Origin of the sequence: Sneathiella limimaris, assembly GCF_012932565.1 — a bacterium.
Classification (GTDB): Bacteria; Pseudomonadota; Alphaproteobacteria; order Sneathiellales; family Sneathiellaceae; genus Sneathiella; species Sneathiella limimaris.
In genome coordinates, this window is record NZ_JABBYJ010000001.1 from 2,104,890 (window position 1) to 2,126,056 (window position 21,167).

Consider the following 21,167-nt stretch of genomic DNA (forward strand, 5'->3'; position numbering starts at 1 on the left):
AATAACGTTAGCTCATCCCATGACTGAAGAGACTGTGCATATTCGCTTCGCGACCCGTGAGGACTATCCTTACCTGCCGGAAATTGAACGCTCTGCCGGGGCCTTGTTTCGTCAGGTGGGAATTGAGGAACTGGCCGAGGCCGAACCGGTCCCCCAAAGTTACTATGAAAAGCTCCCACCCTCAGTCCGTCTCTTAATAGCGGAATTGATTGGGACTGGCCCTGTCGGTTTTGCGCTGGTCACAGAAGTAGACGGCGAAGCACATTTGAAGGAAATTTCTGTCTGCTCGGATCAGGCGGGCCGAGGGATCGGCCGTAATCTGCTCAAGTCTGTGATCACCGATTGCCGCGCCCAAAAATGGCGCGCGCTGACCCTAACAACCTTCCAGTATGTGCCTTTTAACGCCCCCTTTTACGGACGAATGGGTTTTACCCTGCTGGAACCGGATGGGCAATGGCCAGGCCTTGCTAGGATCCTGCAAAAGGAGCGGGAGATATTCAAGGAAATGGGCCCCCGCATCGCCATGATCCGAGGGCTTTAAAGGTATCTTAAATCTCAACCTCAAGGATTTGCATCACCTTGCCGTAGCCGCCAGCCATCAGGCCAGTGATCTGGCCGTTTTCTAAGGATAGATTGACTGTAATTTCGCTGGGAGAGGCGGGGCTCATGAACCGACCTTGTTCAAGGATCAGGGTGTCCGTTTTATAACCGAACTGGTCATGGAGAAGGCAGGCAAGGGGGCCTGCCGCCATACCGGTAGCAGCTTCTTCTTCAATACCATAGGCCGGGGCAAACATGCGGCTGGTTGCAGTCACGCCCTCTTCGGTTCCCTCCAGCGTGAAGACATAATAGCCAATTAAATCCAGCTTATTGGAAATGGCTTCAATTGCACCTTGGTCGGCGGTCAGGTTCTGCAGGATTTCAGGGGTTTTAACACCTACCAATATGAAGTTGTTGCCGGTATTGACCAGGGTCGGCCGACTTCCTTCAATCAGGTCGTTTGCAGTTAGGCCGAGGGAGGAGAGGATAGTCTCATCCGATACATCTTTTGCCGGCCAGCTTTCTGCGGTGTCATATCGGGGGGCTAACTGCTCCATATAGGCAGCGCCATCCTGTAATTTGATTTGACGGGGGCCGTCGACAGTCTCCTTGGAGGCATCTCCTTCAGCAACCCGACCCAGACTGGCAAGATATGAAAAAGTGGCGATGGTTGCATGGCCGCAATGGGCAATCTGACGGTTGGGGGTAAAGAAATCCAGTTTGATGGTTTCGGTCTCTGACGTTGATACAAATGCTGTTTCCGAAAGCCCGACTTTAGCGGCGATCGCCAGTTTGTCGTCGGCACTTAAATTATCTGCATCCAGAACAACACCCGCTGGATTGCCGCCTGTGCCGTCTTTGACAAATGCATTTACAATCTGGACAGGTATAATTCGGCCCTCTGTTTTGGCGGTATTTACGTCACTCATTTTAACATCCTCTGTTTGTGTCTTTCCTGTCCGTCTTTTCACTTGGGGAGGATGGCTGGCATTTAAAGTTGAATGCGTCCCCTTTGCAAATTTTTGTAATGGAGCGCACAATAATCATTTCAAAAAAAGCGGTGCATTTACTGAATGAAACCGGGGCAGAAATGATCGATCCCTTCCAGCAGGAGGGAAAGTAACTGCAACAGAATACCAAGCAGAGTGACCAGGAATACCGGCAGGGGGAGTAAGGAATTTAGTTTTCGGTCAATGCTCGCGCCGCTTTGCAGGGTTGCCCTGAGGTCAGGCTTTCGCGTTGCCTGCCAGTCCCGCCAGTAACTCCGTCCCAGGAAAAAGGCAGCATAAGTGGCAGGCAGGATCAGCAGCGTTGCGGCCAGCAGTTTCAGAAGGTCAAGGTCGGATTGACTGATGATAGGCATGAGGCACGGCTCTTAATCATCATCCTCAATAGGATCTTCAAAGGTGATATGAACCGTTTTGCCAAGGGCAAGGGCGATCTTAAACAGGGACGAGAGGTCAGGCCCGTTTTTATGATAACCGGTGGCAATTCGCGAAATGACCGCGGGCTGTAATCCAGTTTCCTTTTCAATCTGCCGAAGTCCCTTGCCGGCTTTACTGATCTCACTATGGACCAGTTCAGCGGCAACATCCCGCGCCAGATTGCCGGCAACGTCCTTCAGGACCTCTAGCCGTTCTTCTTTTGGCAGGTTGGCCAGCAGCTCTTTCAGGGTGGAGCCCATCGGCGTCCGATGCTCCATCAGCAATTTTAGCTCATCCGCCGCGGGGGCGGTGTTTATAATCGGTTGTGAATAGGTATCAGTCATCCCATTCTCCGTTGATGTCTTGATCAACAATATAAGTTGTGTTGATGCAAAAGTCAACAATTTCGGATGATTCCCGGGCGGGAGGCGGGCCAGATAGGTCAAGAAACCTAGGCCGAGCGATAAGCTGCGTAGGATTTGCTGAAGGACTGCCAGTCAAAATTCGGGGTTTGAAATTCATCGAGAATCTTCTTGGTAGACCCGCGGGTTCCTGCCCCAAAAAAGACCAGTCGATTACATTTGGGTGCCAGCAGGTAAAGGGCAAAGCCGTAAATCGACTTATCCTGATAAGTGAGGGCAGTCCCGATCAGCGTTTCCGGATCCAGAAGCAGGAAACGGCTTTTGTCTTCCCCCTTAGATCCGGGCGCCTGTCCATTATGAAGAAGGAAGCTTCCCAAGATGGCTTTTGTAAAGGTTTGCAAATTATCATCTTTTGAGGAAACCTGAGCGTCAAAAGCCTTAGCATAGGCATCTTCATCGGAAAAGGTCTCATCGAGTGTGCCTGGCGCCGGGAAATCAAGGATTACTGTTGGGGCCCGCTGCAGGATATGCTGGGACAGGTTATGAAAATAAATGCCCAGTTTGATCAACTGGTTGGCCAGTTTCAAATCCTCTCGCTGGTCGCTCGTGGCAAAGGTCATGGCCATGGGAACAAAAAGAGTCTCCTTATAGCCAGCCATCAACCGTTTCGGGTATGAGATTTTACCAGTTCGTGTCATGTGAGATTTTTATCATATGAGAGTGGGGTTGGGAAATGGGAAAGTTGAAGCTACCCAGACCCTGAGATCAGGCATTCATGCTCCAGGGAAATGGTTACCAATAGGGCCGATTTCTGATGTGTTAGCTGCTGGGTGTGACGGCGCCAGTTGGGGCATAGCGGGGAGTGGGATTGGTAGAGAAGCAGCTTTCTTGCGCCGTTTCTTGTTTGTTTTGGGGCTTCCACCAAGAAACATTGGTCCAGTTGAATAAGCTTCGGGAGCGGAAGGCTCAACAGGTAATGGTGCTGATGAGGCCAGACGGACAGGGGAGCATCCGGACTTTTTTGCTCTCCAACAACCCACAATGCGACAGGTTGTTGTCGGGGATGAATTCCTCTGTTGCTGGAGGTATTCCCCTCCAGAAGCCAAAACAGATGTGTTAGGGGTAATCGGAGAAAACGAGCCATGGGACGAAGCTCATTCAATTTAACCTGACGCTTGCCAGCAATGATTTCTGTGACCCGTGAGGGGGGGAGGGAAAGGGCAGAGGCGAGCTCACTTTTGTTTTTAGAAAGATCCGCAAGCCTCTCTTCAATCCATTGATGCTTCATTACTTTTCCAAGTTTCGTATGGGATTTGCCATTTACGAAAATCGTAAAAAACCTTGACTATCAGAGAATTATAATTTATTCTCATAGGTAGAATATATATCAATATAATTATCCTATAAATAATATTTAATACATGAAGTTGTTGAAAAATAAAATCCTTTTAAGTTGGGGGTGCAGGGTTTTAAATTTTAAATTCAACAACTACAGGTAACGGGGTGGCCTCAAATAATTCGCTTTTATTATATAACCATAATTTTGGTTTGATGGGGTATCAAAATGTCAAAACGTGTAAGACACAAGCGTAAAAACGTAATTTTGGGGGAAAATGAATTAAACTTGGGAGAGCCGGCCAATCTCAACTATCGGCCACAGGATATAAGGCAATATGCAGATGAAAAACTGCAACTGGCTCAAAATAAGCCGCGACAGCAACTCGCCTTTTGGAAGGGGTTTAGTGATTGCCAGATAAAAGCCGCGTCCCGATTGTATGGCGGCTTTCAGCGGCTCTATGCGGGCTCCGGGGTTCGGGCGCAAAATTACACCTTTACGCCGGGAAGCCGGGGTCCTTATACCGAACCGTCCCATGAACTGGAGTTTATATTCTCCAATTGGGCGCGCTATGCCGGGGAAGAGGGAATACATGTGTCGGCTGTATTGGATATAGTTGTTTTCGGGAGAAGCTGCCGGGAAGTAGATCGGACATTGGCCCGGCGCAAAGGATTTGCGCGGAAAAACCTGGAAGATGGCCTTTCTTTTTATCAGCTTATATATCGCCAATACACCATTATGGAGAAAAAAGACTTGACATAACGGGTACGCTCTGATAGTCTATCTCTCACAGTTCGAAAAAGGGTTCAGAAATCTGGCTATGATTTCCGGGCCTTTTTTTGTGCCTGATCGGCAAGAGAATTTGTTTCATAGTATTGAAAAATAAGAAAAATTTCGAAACAGGTTAAGGCGATCAGGTTTGATGAGACTATCGATCATCGGAGCCTACTGACTAAAATTTCAGGGCAGTCACATTTTTAGCCAACATTCATAGGTGGAAAAAGGAATGGATATGAAATTTCCAGGCCTGACCGATGCGCTTGCGGTTTTTGCAAAAACGCTGGGCAGTCGGATCCTCAATCGGCAGTCGGCCATAGACCTGCTGGCACAGATGCCTGAACTTGCAATGAATGGTCTGTAAACGGGCATTAAACTGTATTTGCTTTCAATATGTCTTCGATATGCTCCGATACTGAGCGGGCATCAATCTCGGATTCTTTAACCAAGTTGTCGAAATGTTGAGTGAGCGCCTGTATCTGCCTGTTTTCTCGAAAAACCATATAATATTGGCCGATATAAATGACGGCCAGCAAAGGGCCGAATATGGTGATCGGGGCTGAAAAAACGACTTTAGGGTCGTAGACATATATTCTGACGGATGGATAGAAGTTCCGGCAATACTGGATGATATGCTCGACCTGTTCTTCTCTTGCTGTCTTTGATAAGCCCGTCCAATACCCATCGCCACGGATCAGTGAGTGAAGCATATCTTTGGGGATACAGATTTCATAATCTGATCCTGGTTGCTGGACCCATTTCATATGATCAGAAGTGGTCTTGGCGGCTTGCTCGGGTGTCTTGGTCAGGAAGGCCGAATATTCAAACTGCATGACCGCATCTGTTTTAATAATATCAGGCAGGGTCGCCGGGACATGGCGGATTTTGTGGCCTTTGGCCTCTCGAAACCAGTCCCTTAATTGAGCGTCTGTAGGCGTGCGCGCAGCTTCAGTCAAATTGATAGAAACTTGCAGCAGGTCGGCTGCGGTTTCGCTTCGTTCTGTCAAACCAAGCAGCCAGTCGAGGCTAACGCCCAGGGCATTTGCACATTCTGCTGCCAAATGGGCGTTCGGTAGTCTGGTTGACTCCTCATTGAGCAATTGTGCGATGGTTGATCGATCAACACCACAACGGCGCGCTAATTCGCTCTGGTTCAGTTTTGATGCCTGCATTCGGCTGAGCAATCGGTCGCGAAATGTCCAGGCGCGTTCTCTCTTATCCATTTAAAATTTTTATCATCATTGTTGATAAAAATAAACAAAATAGAGAAATATGAGCGGAAACACCTAATGTTCGCGTGAGCAGAAAGTCTGTATCTCTTCACAATCAGCTCAAGAAGGATGGTTGTTGATGGAGAGTACCTTTCGGATCGTTATTAAGTCCGTTACCTGGCAGTTGCTGGGCATTATTGTTGTGACGATGCTCAGTTATATCCAGACAGGTGAAGTTCTGAGCGCCTTTATGTTGGCAGTCAGTGCCTCGTTCTCTGGCTTTGTATTCTTCTTTATTCACGAAAAGATATGGAGCCGAATAACCTGGGGGAGGCAGCGAAAGTCAGCCTGAGATGCTGCCTGACAGGAGCGTTTGTTACAGATTGACGCGGCTCAGCTTTCCTCGCATTTGCATATCCGGAACTTCATCTGCAACCCCATCGATGACAATAGTATCCCCATCGATTTCGCCCTCCATATGGATCGTGATGTCGTCCACACCGAAGATGGAGGCCACCTCACCGGATATGGTGAAGCGTTTGGTCCGCACTTCGGCGTTTAAGGTATTCCCGTCAACGGAATAGGTGCCAACGTAGAAAAGGGCAGAATTACCGCCATTTATCTCACCATTGGAGAAATGCAGTACCCCGGTCCCCTTGCCGAATGGGGTTTCGAACTCCCCAGTGTATAGTCCCTCCTGCATGATCAGATACTCCCCTTTTCCTGAACAGATTGTGCAACCTCTACTGATATGGCCCTGTTGGTTGTGAAGTAAAGTCCATAGCAGAATGCCCGTTTTCTTGTGGGTGAGGTGTGAGGTGTCATATTTCTTTACCTGCTGATTTGCCGCGAAATTGCATCGAAAAGTTGGCTGGGCTTGAAGGGCTTGGTCAGTACCTCATTCATTCCTGCATCCTTGAATTCGCTATGACTATCGGTGAAGGCTTCCGCTGTTAAGCCAATGATCGGGATGTCAGCAGAAATGTGTTTGCGAATGGCTTGTGTCGCCTCAACACCATTCATTTCAGGCATGTGGACATCCATGAGAATAAGGTCCGCCCAATCGGTTTGGCAGGCCTCGACAGCTAGTCGACCGTTTCCAACCAGTTGGACCTCGTGGCCGGCTTTTTTCAGAAAGGCCATTGTAATTTGGGCATTTACCGGATTGTCTTCAGCGACAAGCACCTTGCATGATTTTGTGGAGAGCTCATAGCCAGCTTCTGCCTGATCTTGAGGGGCCTCCCGCATGGCATGAGGCGCGTCGAAGGGAAGATAAATGCTAAAGGTCGATCCGTGATCGACCTGGCTTTTAACCTCAATGTCGCCGCCCATGAGTTTTGTCAGATTAAGGATAATGGACAGTCCAAGCCCGGTGCCGCCGAATTTTCGGGTGATGGTGTTGTCTTCTTGTGAGAAGGGTTCGAAAATCGCTTTCAGTCGGGCAGGGTCAATGCCCTTACCCGTATCTGCCACGGTCAATTTCAGAATTGTATCCTTTTCCATCAAGGACAAGGCAGAAGGTAAGTCGGCATTTTTGATAAATTCGCTGGTCACAGAAATTTTGCCGGTGCCCGTAAACTTCAGCGCATTGCTGAGTAGGTTCCATAGCATCTGCTTGATCCGGTTGCCATCTCCGTCCAGTTCCAGATCTGGGTCAATCTGGTTCTGGATGATCAATTCAAGGGATTTCTTTTGGGCCAGGGATTCAAAGGGCAGAATGACATCGTTCACCAGCTTGGTTGGCGAGAAGGCTTTGGTTTCCAGTTCAAACTTGCCGGATTCTATTTTGCTCATGTCCAGAACATCGTTGACGATGGCCAACAGATCCTTGCCGGAGGAGAGAATTGTTTCGACTTTTGCCGTTTGATTTGGATCGAGATCGGAAAGGCGCAACAGCTCAGCGATGCCAAGGACCCCGTTCAAGGGTGTTCGAATTTCATGGCTCATGGACGCAAGGAAAGCGGATTTTGCCTTGGTTGCTGCCTCCGCCTGTTCTTTTGCAACGGAAAGATCGCGTTCGGTATCTTTTTGCGCCGTAATGTCATAGGCCCAGAAAAGATGGCATTTTTCCTCGTTTAATACGAAGCTTTTCCAGTTCAGCGAGAGCCAAAGTAACCTACCGCTTTTATGTTTTCCTCTGACGACCCGGTGCTCGATAAACCCTTGTTGTTGATACAGTTCAATGACTTCCTGCCGCTCTTTGGGATCCGCCCATACATCGACAGCTTTCTGGCCAATCAGATCTTTGAGATCGTAACCCAATAATTCTGCATAGTTACTATTGGCGTATTGAATGATTTGATCTGTCTCTCGCGTGATGCCGATGGCAATGGGGCTGGCTTCCAGGATCTGCCGAAACCGGGCTTCGTTCTCTCGAACCCTGCTCTCCGCTTTTTTGCGTTGGGTGATATCGATCTGCCAGAAGATTTCAGCCGGTCTGCCTTCGAATTCGGTGGATTGGGAGTTGATCAGGACCCAGCGAATATTGCCATCCATGCAAAGCCGTTCGGCCTCAAAATTCTGAAGGGGTTTGCCAGACGTGATCAGCTCTTTGGCCTCGTTATAAGCCGTCTTGCTAATCCAGGTCTGTTGCCTGTTGAAGTTGAGGAATTCTTCTTCACTGGTGGCACCGATAAAATCTAGAAAAGCCTGGTTCGCCATCAGAACTTCAACCGTTTCAGGAACGAACACTGTCGCGCCAATCGGACTGTTGCGGATGAGGTTCCGGATGTCGGACTCTTGCGGAGACATTTCAATCACCGACATGCTTAATTAAACCTGGCGAAAACTAACTTCATACAGACACCAACTCAGAGAATGGAGCGACGGCACATTCTGCTGATGATTTTACTGAGAATACACACGCTCCCGATACATCAGAATATATTGGATCCAATTGATTAATTTTGTCTAAATTTTGCCCGAAATTGGGGGTGTGTTCAGCGCTTTTGCAGAGCTGGTGAGCGGCGGGTGTGACGGGTGCCATCCCGAACAGTTTTATGATCCCAAAAAGCAAAACCCCCCGGGAGCGGATGCTCTACCGAGGGGTTTCAATATTGGCTCCCCGAGCAGGACTCGAACCTGCGACAAATTGATTAACAGTCAACTGCTCTACCAACTGAGCTATCGGGGATCAGTGGACCCGATTGTATCGGGTTCGCGGCTTATAGCAAGGGAATGTTTCGCTGCCAAGCCCTGATTTTCATTTTTTTGAAAAAAATTCGTAAAAGTTGAACTTTAGTCTTTTCTTTCAAAGGGTTGAGGGGCGTTTTTCACCCCTCGACGCCAGCTGAATAATCACAAAATTAATGATGTTCTGCGATCTTTTTATCCGTGTTGTACTGGCTGAGCGCATAAACAGCCCAGATTGCTGCTGGAATCCAGCCGATCAAGGTAATCTGCAAGATCAGGCAGAGAATGCCCTGAAAGGGTTTTCCAATGGTGAAGAACAGCAGGAAGGGCAGCAACAGCGCGATAATCAATCTCATATGGGTATCCTCCAAGGATTTAATTCGTGCCTCATGTTAGCGAAGCGAGATTAGAGGGGCAATATGTTTGCGACAAACGTATCTCAAACGACTTTTGTGAGGGGCGGCGGGATGGGAGCAAACATCGCAAGCCAAAGAAGCGGTCGCGTGATCAGCGTTCAATGTTGAGCCGTTCAGATTTTCAGAAAAGAGAAGATGGAGGCCTGGACCGGAATCGAACCGGTGTACACGGATTTGCAATCCGCTGCGTCACCACTCCGCCACCAGGCCCCAGATAATGTGGTGTAACTTCGAAAAGTGCATGGGTTTTATGAGTTTCTGCCTGTCCTGTCAACAGGAGAGTTTCAGAGCTTTCAGAGTTTAAGCGGCCTCAGGGAAATCAGAGGTTTGAAAAGAGGGGAGTGAAGTTTAATGACACCAGCAGAAGCGGCAGAATGGGCGGCGATCGCCTATCTGGAGCCGGATATTGGACGAGCAGAGGCGCAGGCCCGAGGCTACGGGTATATTTTATTTTCAAAGGGGGCTCATCAATGTGTTGTGGCCAGCCGACAGGATGAAACGGTTATCGCATTTCGGGGGACAGAGTTTTCCCTGTTCAACTGGCGGGATGTTGTAACGAGCCTGAAAGCCCGTTTGATCCCCAATCCCGCAGGGGCAGGGCGTGTACATAATGGATATTCAAAAGGGGTATGGGCCTTAATTCCGCTGATAAAACCCTTGATGAGGGGGCAGATCTACCTGACAGGACATTCCATGGGCGGAGCCATGGCAATTCTGGCTGGGGGATGGCTTAAGGTCGATGCCGTTTTCAGTTTTAACGCGCCCAAAAGTAGTGACCAGAAATTCGCATTAGCCTATCCGGTTCCCTTGTTTAGATTTGAGAGCCGGCATGACTGGGTTCCCTGGTTTCCCTCTGCGTTAGCTGACTGGGTTCATGTCGGTGGACGGATCCTTCTGGACAGTCAGGGGCACTCACTTGAGGCAGTCAGAAAAGTCCTCTGCGCACCCAAGACCCTCTGTCCTGAAGGTCGGCTTGCGGGCGAAATTACAACGCTACTTCCAAGAGGTTGAAGAAAACCGTTGGCAAGCGTCGCTTCTTTCTTGCCTTGCGGGTTAAAATTTCAGTATAAAAGCCGCAAATTGACCGAATTTTCCGGTCTCTCTGAGTTAAAAGGCAGGATAACAGGAATCTCATGATGACTGAAAACTACGCAGAAGCGCGCCATGCCATGGTGCTCTGTCAGCTTCGTCCCAATCGAGTTACTAGCGATAGTGTTGCTGAGGCCATGGACACCGTTCCAAGAGAGGCCTTTGTTCCCAAGGCGCTCAAAGGCGTTGCCTACATGGACGAGGACCTGGAGATCGAAGCGGGCCGTTACTTGATTGAGCCACGGGTTTTTGCCCTGATGCTGCAGGCTGCGAAGGTTCAGGAAAGCGATGTCGTTCTGGATGTGGCTTGTGGAACAGGCTACACATCTGCGGTTATCGGACGTCTTGCGCAGGCTGTCGTTGCTATCGAAGATCGTGAAGAGTTGGTGGAAAAAGCCAGCGAAACACTGACATCACTTGAAGCAGATAATGTGGCTGTTGTGAGCGGTGACCTGGAAGCAGGCAACGCCAAGCAGGGACCTTTTAATGTCATTCACATTAATGGTGCAATTGATGAAGTGCCTCAGGCTTTGTTTGATCAATTGGCTGAAGGGGGTCGTCTGGTCTGTGTGATCGGATCCAATCCTGGCGTTGCAACACTTTATGTCAAAGAGAATGGGACGCTGGTTCGGTCTGCTCTGTTTGATGCAGAAGTCCCGCGTCTGGGTGTGATGGCGAAAGCTGCTGGCTTCCAGTTTTAAGATCTGAGGGTGAATTTCGAGCCTCAAGGTCATGTTTGTGCGCTTGAGAGACTATGACATAGGTCACAATGTTGTGAGTTTGACACAATGTTGGCTTTGTTCAGGGTTCTGAATTGAGTAGACCTTTATAGGGGTTTGCAACTGCTGCCCCAGACAGTTTATGGTTAATCTAGCGAAAAACTCCAATGTTGAGACCAGCTATACTGGTAGACTTGGGCGACGGGGAATTGTTAAAGGGCGTTATCTGATGAGAAAACTAAAGATTTCGGTGGCTTCAGTTCTGGCGGTTTTGGTGCCATTTGCATCAGCTCAGTCGGAGACCTTGGAAGAAGCTCTGATTATGACCTACAACAGTAATCCGACGATCCTGTCTCAGCGAGCGAACGTGAGAAGTGTGGATGAGGGCGTGCCGCAGGCTTTGTCTGGCTGGCGCCCAACGGTCACCCTGGTTGGTGAAGCCGGTAGCACCTATAACAAATCTGCCTCCACGACTGCGACAGGCGGAGATCGCACTTACAATCCGTCGTCTCTTGCGCTCAGTGTTTCGCAGCCTCTGTATGAAGGTGGGCAGACGAACGCCAATACAAATGCGGCTGAAGCTGATGTGAAGGCGGCACGGGAAAACCTGTCTTCTGTTGAGCAGAACATTTTTCAGTCTGCTGTTTCTGCCTACATGAATGTGGTTCGGGATACAGCAGTTGTTGAATTGAACCGGAATAACGTGGAAGTTCTGACCCGTCAGCTTGAGGCTGCCAATGACCGGTTTGAAGTGGGTGAAATTACCAGAACTGACGTTGCTCAGGCAGAAGCCCGCCTTGCTGGTGCCAATTCAGAATTGATCCGCTCGATCGGAAACCTGAAGGCCAGCGAAGCCACTTACGAAAAGATTGTCGGCCAAAAACCGGGTCAGTTACAGTATCCGGGTTTTCCAACAGATTTTCCAGAAAGCCTGGAGAGTGCAATTGAGCTTGGGATCAACAACAACCCAAGTGTAAGAGCTGCCAAATTTCAGGAAGAAAGCTCTATGCACAATATCCGAGCCACATCGGGCCGGTTGCTGCCGAGCCTGACCCTGGATGGTTCTGTTGGGCATTCAGATGATCAGTCTGCTGAAACCCAGTGGGGCGAAAGCGCTAGTATTTCTGCGACCCTGACTGTGCCACTTTATCAGTCAGGTGCAGTCTATAGTAGTGTCCGCCAGGCCCGCCAAATCAACAGCCAGCGGAAGATTGAAATCGAAAGTGCGGTTCGTGATGTCCGGGAAGCGGTAACTCAGGCGTGGGAGCAACTAGAATCAGCCCGTGCTGACATCCAGTCAACCGAAGAGCAGGTTCGCGCGAACACCATCGCCCTTGAAGGTGTGCAGCAGGAGGCCCAGGTTGGCTCCCGTACCACGTTGGATGTGCTGGATGCGGAGCAGGAATTGCTGAACAGCCAAGTGAACCTGGTCAGTGCTCGCCGTAATGTGTATGTTGCACTCTACGATGTGTTGGCAGCGGTTGGTAATTTGAGTGCCAAGGAACTGGGTCTGAATGTGGAATATTATGATCCGGAAGCCAACTACAAGCGGGTTCGCAATAAGTGGATCGGTACAGATGGTGGCCTGGATTAAACATCTCCCTGATTTTGCAATCTAAAATTATGTACTTGACTGGTTTTTTCTGTCATTCTTCGGTAAGTTCAGGAAATTGAGCTTTCGTTTCTGGTGGTGAGTTAATCGATGAGTGACGCAAAAACAGAACAAGAACCGACGATGGAAGAGATCTTGGCTTCCATTCGCCGGATCATTTCAGAAGATGGTGAGGAAGAGAAAGCCGAGGGTGCGGAAGACGAAGCGCCTGAAGCTGCCGAGGCCGAGCCGGAAGTTGCTGTTGAGCCTGAAATGGAAGCTGAGCCGGAGCCTGAGCCGGAACCAGAGCCTGAACCTGAAGACGATGTTCTGGAGCTGACCGACGTCGTTGACGAAGTCGAAGAGGATGAAATGGTTCTGGATGCCACCATGGAAGTGATGGAAGAGCCGGAACCAGAACCTGAGCCTGAGCCTGAGCCGGAACCAGAACCAGAGCCTGAAGTTGAGATGGAAATGGAACCGGTTCCGATGCCTGAACCTGAGCCTGAGCCAGAACCGGAACCAGAGCCCCAGGTCACTGCGGCAGAACAAAAACATTTGGATAGCTTGCTGGAAGAGCCGGTTGTTCAGGCGGCGACGAGTTCCTTTGCCAGCCTGGCAGGGGCGGTATCTGCAGCGCGTGGCATGCCCATGGGGAACTCTGCTGCGACTTTGGAAGAATTGGTTCGCGATCTATTGCGACCCATGCTGAAAGAATGGCTGGATGAGCATCTTGCCAGTATCGTTCAACGCATCGTGGAGCGTGAGGTGAGCAAGCTCGCAGATCGCGCTGACGACGACGACTGATCAGCTGGGACTGCGGGCCGACCACCAATCTACGGGGCGCTTTGCGCCCCGCTTTACATCTGATTATTGACTGATTTTAGAAATTAAGAAGGCAACAGAAATGTTGGACAAATCTTATCGACCCCAGGAGGTCGAGGAGAAGCTCTATTCCCGATGGATGGAAAGCGGAGCTTTTGAATGTGGGCGAAACGATAGTGAAGATGCGTTTACCATCGTGATCCCACCGCCGAACGTTACCGGTAACCTGCATATGGGCCATGCGCTCAATAACACCTTGCAGGATATTCTGGTCCGCTTTGAGCGGATGCGGGGCAAGGATGTCTTGTGGCAGCCGGGCACTGACCACGCGGGTATTGCCACCCAGATGGTGGTTGAACGTCAACTGGCAGAGCAGAATGTCACCCGTCATGACCTTGGGCGGGAAGCCTTCATTGACAAGATCTGGGACTGGAAGGCCCAGTCTGGCGGCTCCATCATTGGGCAGTTGCATCGCCTTGGTGCGTCCTGTGATTGGCGACGGGAACGCTTCACCATGGATGAAGGCCTCTCAAAGGCTGTTCGGAAGGTTTTTGTTCAGCTCTATAAAGAAGGGCTGATCTACCGAGATAAGCGGCTGGTCAACTGGGATCCGAAATTCCACACTGCTATTTCCGATCTGGAAGTTGAGCAGAAGGAAGTCAACAGTCACATGTGGCACTTCCGCTACCCAATCGAAGGGGAAGAGGGCAGGTATATTATTGTTGCCACTACTCGGCCGGAAACCATGCTGGGTGATACAGGCGTTGCCGTTCATCCAGACGATGACCGCTACAAGGACCTGATCGGCAAGCATGTTATCCTGCCAATTGTTGGCCGTCGGATCCCGATTGTTGCCGATGAATACGCCGATCCAGAGCAAGGCTCCGGTGCAGTGAAGATCACGCCAGCTCATGATTTTAATGACTTTGAAGTCGGCAAACGCGCCGGTCTTGAGGTGATCAACATCATGGATATCAATGCTTGCCTGAACGATGAAGTGCCGGAAGCATATCGCGGCATGGAGCGCTTTGAGGCGCGGAAGAAAATCGTTGCGGAAATTGAAAGCCTTGGCCTTTTGGAGAAGATTGAGGATCACACCCATATGGTGCCTTACGGCGATCGCTCCGGTGTTGTGATTGAACCTTTTCTAACCGATCAGTGGTTTGCCGATGCCGCAACCCTTGCCCAGCCGGCCATTCGCGCGGTGGAGCAGGGACGCACCAAGTTTGTCCCTGCCAAATGGACCAACACCTATTACGACTGGATGCGCAACATTCAGCCTTGGTGTATTTCACGGCAACTCTGGTGGGGTCATCGCATTCCGGCCTGGTTTGGCCCTGATAACATGATCTTCGTAGAAGAAACCGAGGAGCAGGCCCTTGCTGCGGCGAAAGCCCATTATGGCAGTGATGTTGAACTGCATCAGGATGAGGATGTTCTGGATACCTGGTTCTCCTCTGCGCTTTGGCCATTTTCAACCCTAGGCTGGCCGGATAAAACACCGGAGCTTGCGAAATATTACCAGACGGATGTGTTGATTACTGGCTTTGATATTATCTTCTTCTGGGTTGCCCGGATGATGATGATGGGCCTTCATTTCATGGATGATGAGCCGCCGTTCCATACGGTCTACATCCATGCGTTGGTTCGCGATGAGCATGGCGCGAAGATGTCCAAATCCAAGGGCAATGTGGTTGATCCGCTGGATCTGATTGATCGCTATGGTGCAGATGCACTTCGCTTCTTCCTGGCGGCCAGTGCGGCGCAGGGGCGCGATGTTCGCCTGTCCGAGCAGCGGGTCGAAGGCTATCGGAACTTTACGACAAAGCTCTGGAACGCAGCGCGCTTTTGCGAAATGAATGATTGTGCGGTCGCTGATGGATTTGATCCGTTTGGGGTGAAGGATCCAGTCAATCGCTGGATCGTTGGTGAGGTTGCCAAATGCGAAGCCGCCGTTCGTGAAGCTCTGGAAGGGGAGCGCGATGGTTACCGCTTCAATGACGCGGCGGGCGCGGTTTACGCGTTTACCTGGAATGTTTTCTGCGACTGGTATCTGGAACTGGCAAAAATTCCGTTCCAGGGCGATGACGAGGCCATCAAGTCAGAAACCCGCTCCACCGCAGCCTGGGTTCTGGACCAGATCCTGAAACTTCTGCATCCGTTTATGCCGTTCGTGACCGAGGAATTGTGGCAGTCTGTGGCCGCGAACCGGAGCACGGATCTGATCGTCGCCGACTGGCCGGTTTATCCGGAGAATGCTGTGGATGCGGACGCGGAAGCGGAACTGGAATGGTTGCAGGGCCTTGTCAGCGGCATTCGCGGTGTCCGGGCTGAAATGAATGTGCCTGCTGGCGCCAAGATCCCGCTCATTTTCAATGATGGCAATGACGTCCAGAAGGATCGGCTCACCCGACATTGGGAAGTGATCTCTCGTCTTGCACGGCTGGAAAGCAAGGATGTGGATGCAGAGCTTCCAAAAGGCTCCTTGCAGTTTGTCCATGACGGAGCGACGGTTGCGCTGCCACTTGCCGGTGCCATGGATCTGGACGCGGAAAAAGCGCGCCTGGCCAAGGAAATTGGCAAGCTGGAAGGCTACATGACCGGGCTGAATAAGAAGCTTGGCAATGAGAAGTTTGTCTCAAGTGCGCCCGAAGCCGTTGTGCAGGGTGAGCGCGACAAACTGTCTGAGGCCGAAATTAAACTCGCCAAACTCAAAGAAGCTGCCGAAAGACTGGCTGAACTCTAAGAGTTGGTAATCGAGACCTGAAAAGCCCGGGGTTACCGCCCCGGGCTTTTTTTATGTGCTTGGAAGCGTATAATCTTGTGGGCGATGGATCTCTCGGCAGGAACAGAGAGAGTTCATGAATAAGGGTCAACACCAATGACAGACTTTAAAACTCATTCAACACTTACCTGTCCATTATGCGGTCATCAGGAAACGGAGGAAATGCCGACGGATGCCTGTCAGTATTTTTACGAATGCAAAGGCTGCGGTGAATTGTTGAAGCCAGAGCAGGGAGATTGCTGCGTTTTTTGTTCCTATGGAACAGTAGCATGTCCTCCGATACAGCTCGGAGACCAGTGTTGTCATTGATCGCGGAAAGATAGTCAGTTTTGGTCGAACTTATTATTCCTGAAAGCGCCATGGTTTTGGGGGCGCTTTCAGGCTTTGGTTGTCTTTAGGTTGCCAGTTGGCGACGGCCCATCAGGTTAAGACCGAGGCCAAGGCCCGTGCAGATCACTGCGATGATGGCCAGCTCTCCGTGGGTAAAGGGCAGGATACCGCCGCCGGGTAAGGCAAGCAGCAGACCACCGATCAGGAACAGCGCCCGCACAGGTAAGCTGAACAGATGCCGGGTGAGGGAGCCCACCCAAATCAGATAACCTTGCAAGGCAGCCGAGATCAGGAAGATCCCGATGATTGCAGTCAAGCAGACGACGACCACCTCAACTGGGCTGCCATTTCCGAGGAAGGCAGGATTGAAGACAAAGAAGAACGGAATGAAGTAGATAATCGATCCGATCCGCATGGCTTCCACACCTGTTTCCATAGGCTTACAGTTGGAGACGGAGGCGGCCGCAAAGGCAGCCAGCGCCACTGGTGGCGTAATGAAACTGAGCATCCCCCAGTAGAGCAGGAACATATGCACGGACATGGCATCAAGACCGCTCGTGATCAGTGCCGGCGCCAGAATAATCGCCAGGAAAATATAGGCGGCTGTCACTGTCATCCCAATTCCCAGCACAAAGCTGGTTGCAGCCCCCATAATGAGGAGCGCAAACTGATTTTCGCCTGCCAGATAAACGAGGTCATTGGTCAGTGTGCCCGTCATTCCGGTCACTTGCAATGCGCCGACAATAAGACCAACTGCCGCCAGGAGCCCCGCCAGTTCTGCAAGCAGGCCACCTGCTGCAAATACCATGTCCTTGAACCGTTGTAAGGTCAGGCGGTATTTGGGGTTAAACTGGTTGATCGCCAAGAGCAGGATCGTCGCGTAGAAAGGCGCGTGGGATTCCCGTTTCAGGAAAATCAGCATCCAGACGAGGAAGACAAAGACAGCAATATAGTACCAACCTTCCTTAAATACCTGCTTGAGGGAGATCAGTTCCTCCTTCGGTAGACCAGAGAGTTTATTCTCTGCCGCATAGGCATCGATCTGAATGAAAAGACCCAGATAGTAGAGAATGGACGGGATTGCTGCGGCAATCGCGACATCAATGTAGCGAACGTTCAGAAAGTCCGCCATGATGAAGGCGGTTGCCCCCATGATGGGCGGCATCATCACCCCACCGGTAGACGCACAAGCCTCAATCGCGGCGGCCGTTTTAGGCCTAACCCCGATACTTTTCATGGCCGGGATGGTTAGAGCGCCCGTGGTCAACACATTGGTCACGGGGCCGCCGCTCATGGAGCCAAAAAGACCGCTTGAGAAAATGGCGACCTTGGCCGGCCCCCCCCGCACATGACCCATGAGGGCAAAGGCGAGATTGATGAAGAACTGGCCAGCGCCGGTGTAGATGAGCGCCACTCCAAACAGGAGGAAGCCAAATACCAACGATGAAAAGGCCTTCATGGGGATGCCCAAAAGGCTCTCTTCCGAGAACATGTGGAACGCGCCGGTCAACAAAAATGGTCTGCTAACACCTGAGATTACTGTTGGCATCAGATCCGCATAGACCGGATAAAGCGAGAGCACTGCGACAATGATAAAGACCGCAATCCCGCCTGCGCGGCGACCTGCTTCCAGAACCACGGCCCATAGAGCAAGTGAGACATATAACCCGTGCTCTGGTGGGTTGAACTCCCACGCCTCATCGAGGATATCTTCTGCGAACCAGACGTAATAGGCCGTGAGTGCAAGGGTCCCCAGAAAGAGAAAGGCATCGTACCAGGGAACAGTGGTCTTTGAGGAGCCTTTGGTAGCTGGCATGATCAGGAACAGCATCGCGATCATAACACCCGCCAACAGGTACATATAACGGTTGGTCACCAGCACCATACCTGCGGTCATTTTAAAGAAGCCGAGGTTAAAGAGCTGATTAACCGCAAGAAGAATTGTAAGGGTGGTGAGCCCGAGGATAATAGTCATCCAAAAGGGTGACAAACGGCGATACCGAAGAGATTCTAAGTCTTCGATTTCCTCCGTTCCAGCCTCAGGATTATCGGTCGTGGACATGAGATAAAACCCGGATCAGGAATAAAAATGAATGGCTGAAGGCCGATTAGAATGTGTCTGGAGCGACCATTGTTCGCTCCAGACACCAAGGTCGATTACCAGCTTTGGAAAACCGCCATCATGCCAGCTGCTTCTAAAGCACTGGCGCGGGCTTTTGCCCAACCGTTCTTGAAAGCCTCATCATCAGATGGAGCATCCGCAGTGAAGTCTTTCCAGGCTTTTTGCAGGACTTCCTGACGTTTCAGGTTTTTCTGCTGATTGGCCTCGGCCGCATCAGACCATTTGCCGCTTTCTTTGTAGTAGCGAACAGCGCCTTCATGGAATGGCATGAAGGAAACTTCCAGTTTTTGACGCTCCCACGCCCAGCCATTCGCACCTGGTGCACTATCCTTGTAGTCGTCGAAATGCTCATACATGGCTTTTGTCATGTTATAGGCAATGTCTTCAGACACGGCTGTGTTGGAAATCAGGATTGGATAACCTGTACCAACACCTTCATATCCACCTTCTGGAACACCAGGGCCCTGCAGACATTTGTGGCGGTAGTACCAAGGGACAACACTGTTCAGACGGTCCCATCCTTCTTTGGAGCCATGAGGAGCTGGTGGATGGTAGAGACCCCGTGGGGAGGCATCAATTTTCAGCATGGTGCTAGAGAAAGTTGCACCGATCAGGGCGTCCACGTCCCCATTGATCAGTGCATCAATTGACGCACCATAGCCCCCAATTTCCACTTTTTCTACATCATCCCAATCCATGTTTGCGTAGGCCATATAGGCGCTCATCGCCTGATTGAGGGATGCGGTACCCCGAATCCAGGCGACTTTTTTGCCTTTCATATCCTCAATGGTTTTAATGTTCGCATCTTTTGCGGTGACCAAAGAAGCTGCGCAGCCATCAGCCAGGTTATGCAAGAGGAGCCGGATTGGTTGTGGTCCCCATTTGTCGGTGCCGAACACATAAACACCTTCCTGAGCGTAGATACTGTCAGAACCGGTAGCTGAGAAGTGGGCAACGCCACTTTTCAAAGGCGACAGGCGTGACACATCGTTCTTGCCCGGAATAACCCGAAGGTTGACGCCATATTTGTTTTTCAGAACACTCCCGACACCAACCATCTGGTTATAGCCGCTGGTCCCGGTGTTATATGCGGTGGAGACAAGCGTATTTGGAAGCTTGATGTCAGCAGCGGACACAGAACTGGCAATTCCAGCAGCTGCAAAAGTGACAAGGGTGGCGTGAAGTAACTTGGTTTTCATTTTTTTGGTTCCTCCCGTTAACGGTCCTACCTGGTTGTTCTTCATTTTCAGTAAGACCCATTAGTAGGGTTAAGATCACATAAAAGATCGTTTGAAGCAATGGTTGAAAAATAGGCTCTTTTCCAAATTAGTGTTTTCAGTCACTGTGACTGCCAAAATTATAACGACAGGGAGAGACGCGATGACTATGCGGTGGCAGATTGCGATTGAGAAAGACGATATCCGGCAGGCTCGTCTGGAGACAAATATACCGGAACCCACCCTCGAAGAGGGAGAGATTGAAGTTGCGCTTCGCCATTATGCCCTGACGGCAAATAACGTTACCTATGCCACAATGGGTAAATCCTTTGGAAGCTGGACGGATATGCCAGGCTACTGGGCTTTCTTTCCTCATAACGATGACAGCCTTGGCAAGTTACCCGTTTGGGGATTTGCGGAAATTGTACGGAGCAAACATCCAGAACTTGAGGTGGGAGAAGAGCTCTACGGCTACTTTCCACTTTCCAGCCATGTGATCTTGAAACCGGGTCGGGTCAGCGGATCCTCCCTTGTCGATGAAATGCCCCACCGGCAGAAACTGGCACCGGTCTATAACCAGTATAACAGGGTCCGCGGGATGGGGCCGGATATTCAAGGAGAGCGGGATCTCTGGCCTGTATTTCGCCCCCTCTTTGTCACAGGTTATATGATTTGCGACCAGTTCGCCGAGGCAGGCTTTTATGGGTCAGAGCAGATCCTCATTGGCAGTGCATCCAGCAAGACGGCGCTGATGACGGCCAGATGTTTTCAGAAATTTGAAAATGTTCCGCGCCTTGTTGGGCTGACTTCGCCGGGTAACCGGGCCTATGTAGAAGCCTCAAACCTCTATGATCAAGTTGTTGTGTATAGCGATGTGGAAGCGCTGGATGCAAGCCTTCCAACAGCGCTGATTGATATGTCAGGCGCTGGGGATGTGATCAACCGGATCCATCTTCATTTTCAAGAACAGCTGAAATTTTCCTGCCTGGTTGGGATTTCCCACTGGGATGCGGGACGGCCGCAACGGGATCTACCTGGCGCGCCTATTGCCCCTTTCTTTGCCCCCGGCCGGATCAAGCAGCGGACTGAGGATTGGGGCGCGGGCGGCTTGCAGGCGCGCCTCGCTGATATCTGGGCCGACGTGGTTGCCATGGCACCAAACCTGACGGTGATTGATCGGCAGGAAGGGCCGAAACCAGCGCTCGAAGCTTATCAGTCCTTGGTCATGGGCAAAGTGGACCCGTCAAAATCTTTGATCCTGACCCATTCATAAGTAGAGATCTAAAGGACA

Annotated in this window: 22 protein-coding genes and 2 tRNA genes; 11 read left to right on the forward strand and 13 right to left on the reverse strand. The window is 50.8% G+C overall.

What is annotated here, in order from left to right; all coding sequences use genetic code 11:
- Positions 1–19 precede the first annotated feature (19 nt).
- Positions 20–541: a GNAT family N-acetyltransferase gene (locus HH301_RS10210; protein WP_169568800.1), complete on the forward strand. Its 522-nt coding sequence runs from the start codon at positions 20–22 to the stop codon at positions 539–541.
- Between the two features lie 7 nt (positions 542–548).
- Here the strand turns inward: HH301_RS10210 and HH301_RS10215 are convergent, their stop codons facing one another.
- The 5 genes from HH301_RS10215 to HH301_RS10235 all read right to left on the reverse strand — a co-directional run bounded on the left by HH301_RS10215 (position 549) and on the right by HH301_RS10235 (position 3,614).
- Entirely contained in the window at positions 549–1,469 is a 921-nt protein-coding gene (locus HH301_RS10215) for a PhzF family phenazine biosynthesis protein (RefSeq protein ID WP_169568801.1), read from the reverse strand.
- 137 nt (positions 1,470–1,606) lie between these two features.
- A complete protein-coding gene (locus HH301_RS10220; RefSeq protein ID WP_169568802.1) occupies positions 1,607–1,903 on the reverse strand; it encodes a hypothetical protein in 297 nt (98 codons plus the stop codon).
- Positions 1,904–1,915: 12 nt separating this feature from the next.
- Complete coding sequence (locus HH301_RS10225; protein ID WP_169568803.1) at positions 1,916–2,308, reverse strand: helix-turn-helix domain-containing protein; 393 nt, start codon at positions 2,306–2,308, stop codon at positions 1,916–1,918.
- A gap of 107 nt (positions 2,309–2,415) precedes the next feature.
- Complete coding sequence (locus HH301_RS10230) at positions 2,416–3,024, reverse strand: hypothetical protein (RefSeq protein WP_169568804.1); 609 nt, start codon at positions 3,022–3,024, stop codon at positions 2,416–2,418.
- Positions 3,025–3,074: 50 nt separating this feature from the next.
- Positions 3,075–3,614, reverse strand: a complete 540-nt coding sequence (locus tag HH301_RS10235; protein ID WP_169568805.1) for a helix-turn-helix domain-containing protein — start codon at positions 3,612–3,614, stop codon at positions 3,075–3,077.
- Positions 3,615–3,890: 276 nt separating this feature from the next.
- Between HH301_RS10235 and HH301_RS10240 the strand changes: the two genes are divergently transcribed.
- Positions 3,891–4,424 (forward strand): hypothetical protein, encoded by a 534-nt coding sequence (locus HH301_RS10240; RefSeq protein WP_169568806.1) that lies wholly within the window; start codon positions 3,891–3,893, stop codon positions 4,422–4,424.
- A 244-nt stretch (positions 4,425–4,668) separates the two neighbouring features.
- Positions 4,669–4,803, forward strand: a complete 135-nt coding sequence (locus HH301_RS17775) for a hypothetical protein (protein WP_277348840.1) — start codon at positions 4,669–4,671, stop codon at positions 4,801–4,803.
- 7 nt (positions 4,804–4,810) lie between these two features.
- On the opposite strand, the gene HH301_RS10245 is transcribed toward HH301_RS17775, so the two are convergent.
- Positions 4,811–5,662, reverse strand: a complete 852-nt coding sequence (locus tag HH301_RS10245) for a helix-turn-helix domain-containing protein (RefSeq protein ID WP_169568807.1) — start codon at positions 5,660–5,662, stop codon at positions 4,811–4,813.
- 127 nt (positions 5,663–5,789) lie between these two features.
- On the opposite strand from HH301_RS10245, the gene HH301_RS10250 reads away from it, so the two are divergent.
- Positions 5,790–6,002 carry a DUF2061 domain-containing protein gene (locus HH301_RS10250; protein WP_169568808.1) on the forward strand — a complete coding sequence of 71 codons (213 nt, stop codon included), beginning with the start codon at positions 5,790–5,792 and terminating at the stop codon, positions 6,000–6,002.
- Positions 6,003–6,026: 24 nt separating this feature from the next.
- Here the strand turns inward: HH301_RS10250 and HH301_RS10255 are convergent, their stop codons facing one another.
- The 5 genes from HH301_RS10255 to HH301_RS10275 all read right to left on the reverse strand — a co-directional run bounded on the left by HH301_RS10255 (position 6,027) and on the right by HH301_RS10275 (position 9,408).
- Positions 6,027–6,353, reverse strand: a complete 327-nt coding sequence (locus tag HH301_RS10255) for a GrlR family regulatory protein (RefSeq protein ID WP_169568809.1) — start codon at positions 6,351–6,353, stop codon at positions 6,027–6,029.
- A gap of 128 nt (positions 6,354–6,481) precedes the next feature.
- Positions 6,482–8,401: a PAS domain-containing hybrid sensor histidine kinase/response regulator gene (locus HH301_RS10260; RefSeq protein ID WP_169568810.1), complete on the reverse strand. Its 1,920-nt coding sequence runs from the start codon at positions 8,399–8,401 to the stop codon at positions 6,482–6,484.
- Positions 8,402–8,707: 306 nt separating this feature from the next.
- Positions 8,708–8,783 (reverse strand) — tRNA-Asn (locus tag HH301_RS10265).
- Positions 8,784–8,955: 172 nt separating this feature from the next.
- Positions 8,956–9,138 carry a YqaE/Pmp3 family membrane protein gene (locus HH301_RS10270; RefSeq protein ID WP_169568811.1) on the reverse strand — a complete coding sequence of 61 codons (183 nt, stop codon included), beginning with the start codon at positions 9,136–9,138 and terminating at the stop codon, positions 8,956–8,958.
- 196 nt (positions 9,139–9,334) lie between these two features.
- Positions 9,335–9,408, reverse strand: a tRNA-Cys gene (locus HH301_RS10275).
- A gap of 141 nt (positions 9,409–9,549) precedes the next feature.
- Between HH301_RS10275 and HH301_RS10280 the strand changes: the two genes are divergently transcribed.
- From HH301_RS10280 to HH301_RS17780, 6 genes are all read left to right on the forward strand, one after another.
- Complete coding sequence (locus HH301_RS10280; protein ID WP_169568812.1) at positions 9,550–10,209, forward strand: lipase family protein; 660 nt, start codon at positions 9,550–9,552, stop codon at positions 10,207–10,209.
- A 125-nt stretch (positions 10,210–10,334) separates the two neighbouring features.
- Entirely contained in the window at positions 10,335–10,988 is a 654-nt protein-coding gene (locus tag HH301_RS10285; RefSeq protein ID WP_169568813.1) for a protein-L-isoaspartate O-methyltransferase family protein, read from the forward strand.
- A gap of 247 nt (positions 10,989–11,235) precedes the next feature.
- Positions 11,236–12,600 (forward strand): TolC family outer membrane protein, encoded by a 1,365-nt coding sequence (locus HH301_RS10290; protein WP_169568814.1) that lies wholly within the window; start codon positions 11,236–11,238, stop codon positions 12,598–12,600.
- 108 nt (positions 12,601–12,708) lie between these two features.
- A complete protein-coding gene (locus HH301_RS10295; RefSeq protein WP_169568815.1) occupies positions 12,709–13,404 on the forward strand; it encodes a DUF2497 domain-containing protein in 696 nt (231 codons plus the stop codon).
- Positions 13,405–13,504: 100 nt separating this feature from the next.
- Entirely contained in the window at positions 13,505–16,168 is a 2,664-nt protein-coding gene (locus HH301_RS10300) for a valine--tRNA ligase (RefSeq protein ID WP_169568816.1), read from the forward strand.
- Between the two features lie 135 nt (positions 16,169–16,303).
- Positions 16,304–16,516: a GDCCVxC domain-containing (seleno)protein gene (locus tag HH301_RS17780; RefSeq protein ID WP_277348841.1), complete on the forward strand. Its 213-nt coding sequence runs from the start codon at positions 16,304–16,306 to the stop codon at positions 16,514–16,516.
- 85 nt (positions 16,517–16,601) lie between these two features.
- On the opposite strand, the gene HH301_RS10305 is transcribed toward HH301_RS17780, so the two are convergent.
- The gene (locus HH301_RS10305) at positions 16,602–18,599 is read right to left on the reverse strand and encodes a TRAP transporter permease (protein WP_169568817.1); all 1,998 of its coding nucleotides are present in this window, start codon (positions 18,597–18,599) and stop codon (positions 16,602–16,604) included.
- Positions 18,600–18,694: 95 nt separating this feature from the next.
- The gene (locus tag HH301_RS10310; protein ID WP_169568818.1) at positions 18,695–19,858 is read right to left on the reverse strand and encodes a TAXI family TRAP transporter solute-binding subunit; all 1,164 of its coding nucleotides are present in this window, start codon (positions 19,856–19,858) and stop codon (positions 18,695–18,697) included.
- A 181-nt stretch (positions 19,859–20,039) separates the two neighbouring features.
- Here HH301_RS10310 and HH301_RS10315 point away from each other — a divergent pair, with 181 nt between their 5' ends.
- Positions 20,040–21,149, forward strand: coding sequence for a DUF2855 family protein (locus HH301_RS10315; protein ID WP_169568819.1), 1,110 nt, complete (start codon positions 20,040–20,042; stop codon positions 21,147–21,149).
- Positions 21,150–21,167: the final 18 nt, after the last annotated feature.

Bases quoted from the DNA above. Each gene is read 5' to 3' on its own strand.
- HH301_RS10260 (WP_169568810.1), bottom strand. From the start codon at position 8,401: ATGTCTCCGCAAGAGTCCGACATCCGGAACCTCATCCGCAACAGTCCG.
- HH301_RS10285 (WP_169568813.1), top strand. From the start codon at position 10,335: ATGACTGAAAACTACGCAGAAGCGCGCCATGCCATGGTGCTCTGTCAG.
- HH301_RS17780 (WP_277348841.1), top strand. From the start codon at position 16,304: ATGACAGACTTTAAAACTCATTCAACACTTACCTGTCCATTATGCGGT.
- HH301_RS10255 (WP_169568809.1), bottom strand. From the start codon at position 6,353: ATGCAGGAGGGACTATACACTGGGGAGTTCGAAACCCCATTCGGCAAG.
- HH301_RS10250 (WP_169568808.1), top strand. From the start codon at position 5,790: ATGGAGAGTACCTTTCGGATCGTTATTAAGTCCGTTACCTGGCAGTTG.
- HH301_RS10305 (WP_169568817.1), bottom strand. From the start codon at position 18,599: ATGTCCACGACCGATAATCCTGAGGCTGGAACGGAGGAAATCGAAGAC.
- HH301_RS10210 (WP_169568800.1), top strand. From the start codon at position 20: ATGACTGAAGAGACTGTGCATATTCGCTTCGCGACCCGTGAGGACTAT.
- HH301_RS10240 (WP_169568806.1), top strand. From the start codon at position 3,891: ATGTCAAAACGTGTAAGACACAAGCGTAAAAACGTAATTTTGGGGGAA.
- HH301_RS10280 (WP_169568812.1), top strand. From the start codon at position 9,550: ATGACACCAGCAGAAGCGGCAGAATGGGCGGCGATCGCCTATCTGGAG.
- HH301_RS10245 (WP_169568807.1), bottom strand. From the start codon at position 5,662: ATGGATAAGAGAGAACGCGCCTGGACATTTCGCGACCGATTGCTCAGC.
- HH301_RS10310 (WP_169568818.1), bottom strand. From the start codon at position 19,858: ATGAAAACCAAGTTACTTCACGCCACCCTTGTCACTTTTGCAGCTGCT.
- HH301_RS10295 (WP_169568815.1), top strand. From the start codon at position 12,709: ATGAGTGACGCAAAAACAGAACAAGAACCGACGATGGAAGAGATCTTG.
- HH301_RS17775 (WP_277348840.1), top strand. From the start codon at position 4,669: ATGGATATGAAATTTCCAGGCCTGACCGATGCGCTTGCGGTTTTTGCA.
- HH301_RS10235 (WP_169568805.1), bottom strand. From the start codon at position 3,614: ATGAAGCATCAATGGATTGAAGAGAGGCTTGCGGATCTTTCTAAAAAC.
- HH301_RS10290 (WP_169568814.1), top strand. From the start codon at position 11,236: ATGAGAAAACTAAAGATTTCGGTGGCTTCAGTTCTGGCGGTTTTGGTG.
- HH301_RS10220 (WP_169568802.1), bottom strand. From the start codon at position 1,903: ATGCCTATCATCAGTCAATCCGACCTTGACCTTCTGAAACTGCTGGCC.
- HH301_RS10225 (WP_169568803.1), bottom strand. From the start codon at position 2,308: ATGACTGATACCTATTCACAACCGATTATAAACACCGCCCCCGCGGCG.
- HH301_RS10300 (WP_169568816.1), top strand. From the start codon at position 13,505: ATGTTGGACAAATCTTATCGACCCCAGGAGGTCGAGGAGAAGCTCTAT.
- HH301_RS10315 (WP_169568819.1), top strand. From the start codon at position 20,040: ATGACTATGCGGTGGCAGATTGCGATTGAGAAAGACGATATCCGGCAG.
- HH301_RS10215 (WP_169568801.1), bottom strand. From the start codon at position 1,469: ATGAGTGACGTAAATACCGCCAAAACAGAGGGCCGAATTATACCTGTC.
- HH301_RS10230 (WP_169568804.1), bottom strand. From the start codon at position 3,024: ATGACACGAACTGGTAAAATCTCATACCCGAAACGGTTGATGGCTGGC.
- HH301_RS10270 (WP_169568811.1), bottom strand. From the start codon at position 9,138: ATGAGATTGATTATCGCGCTGTTGCTGCCCTTCCTGCTGTTCTTCACC.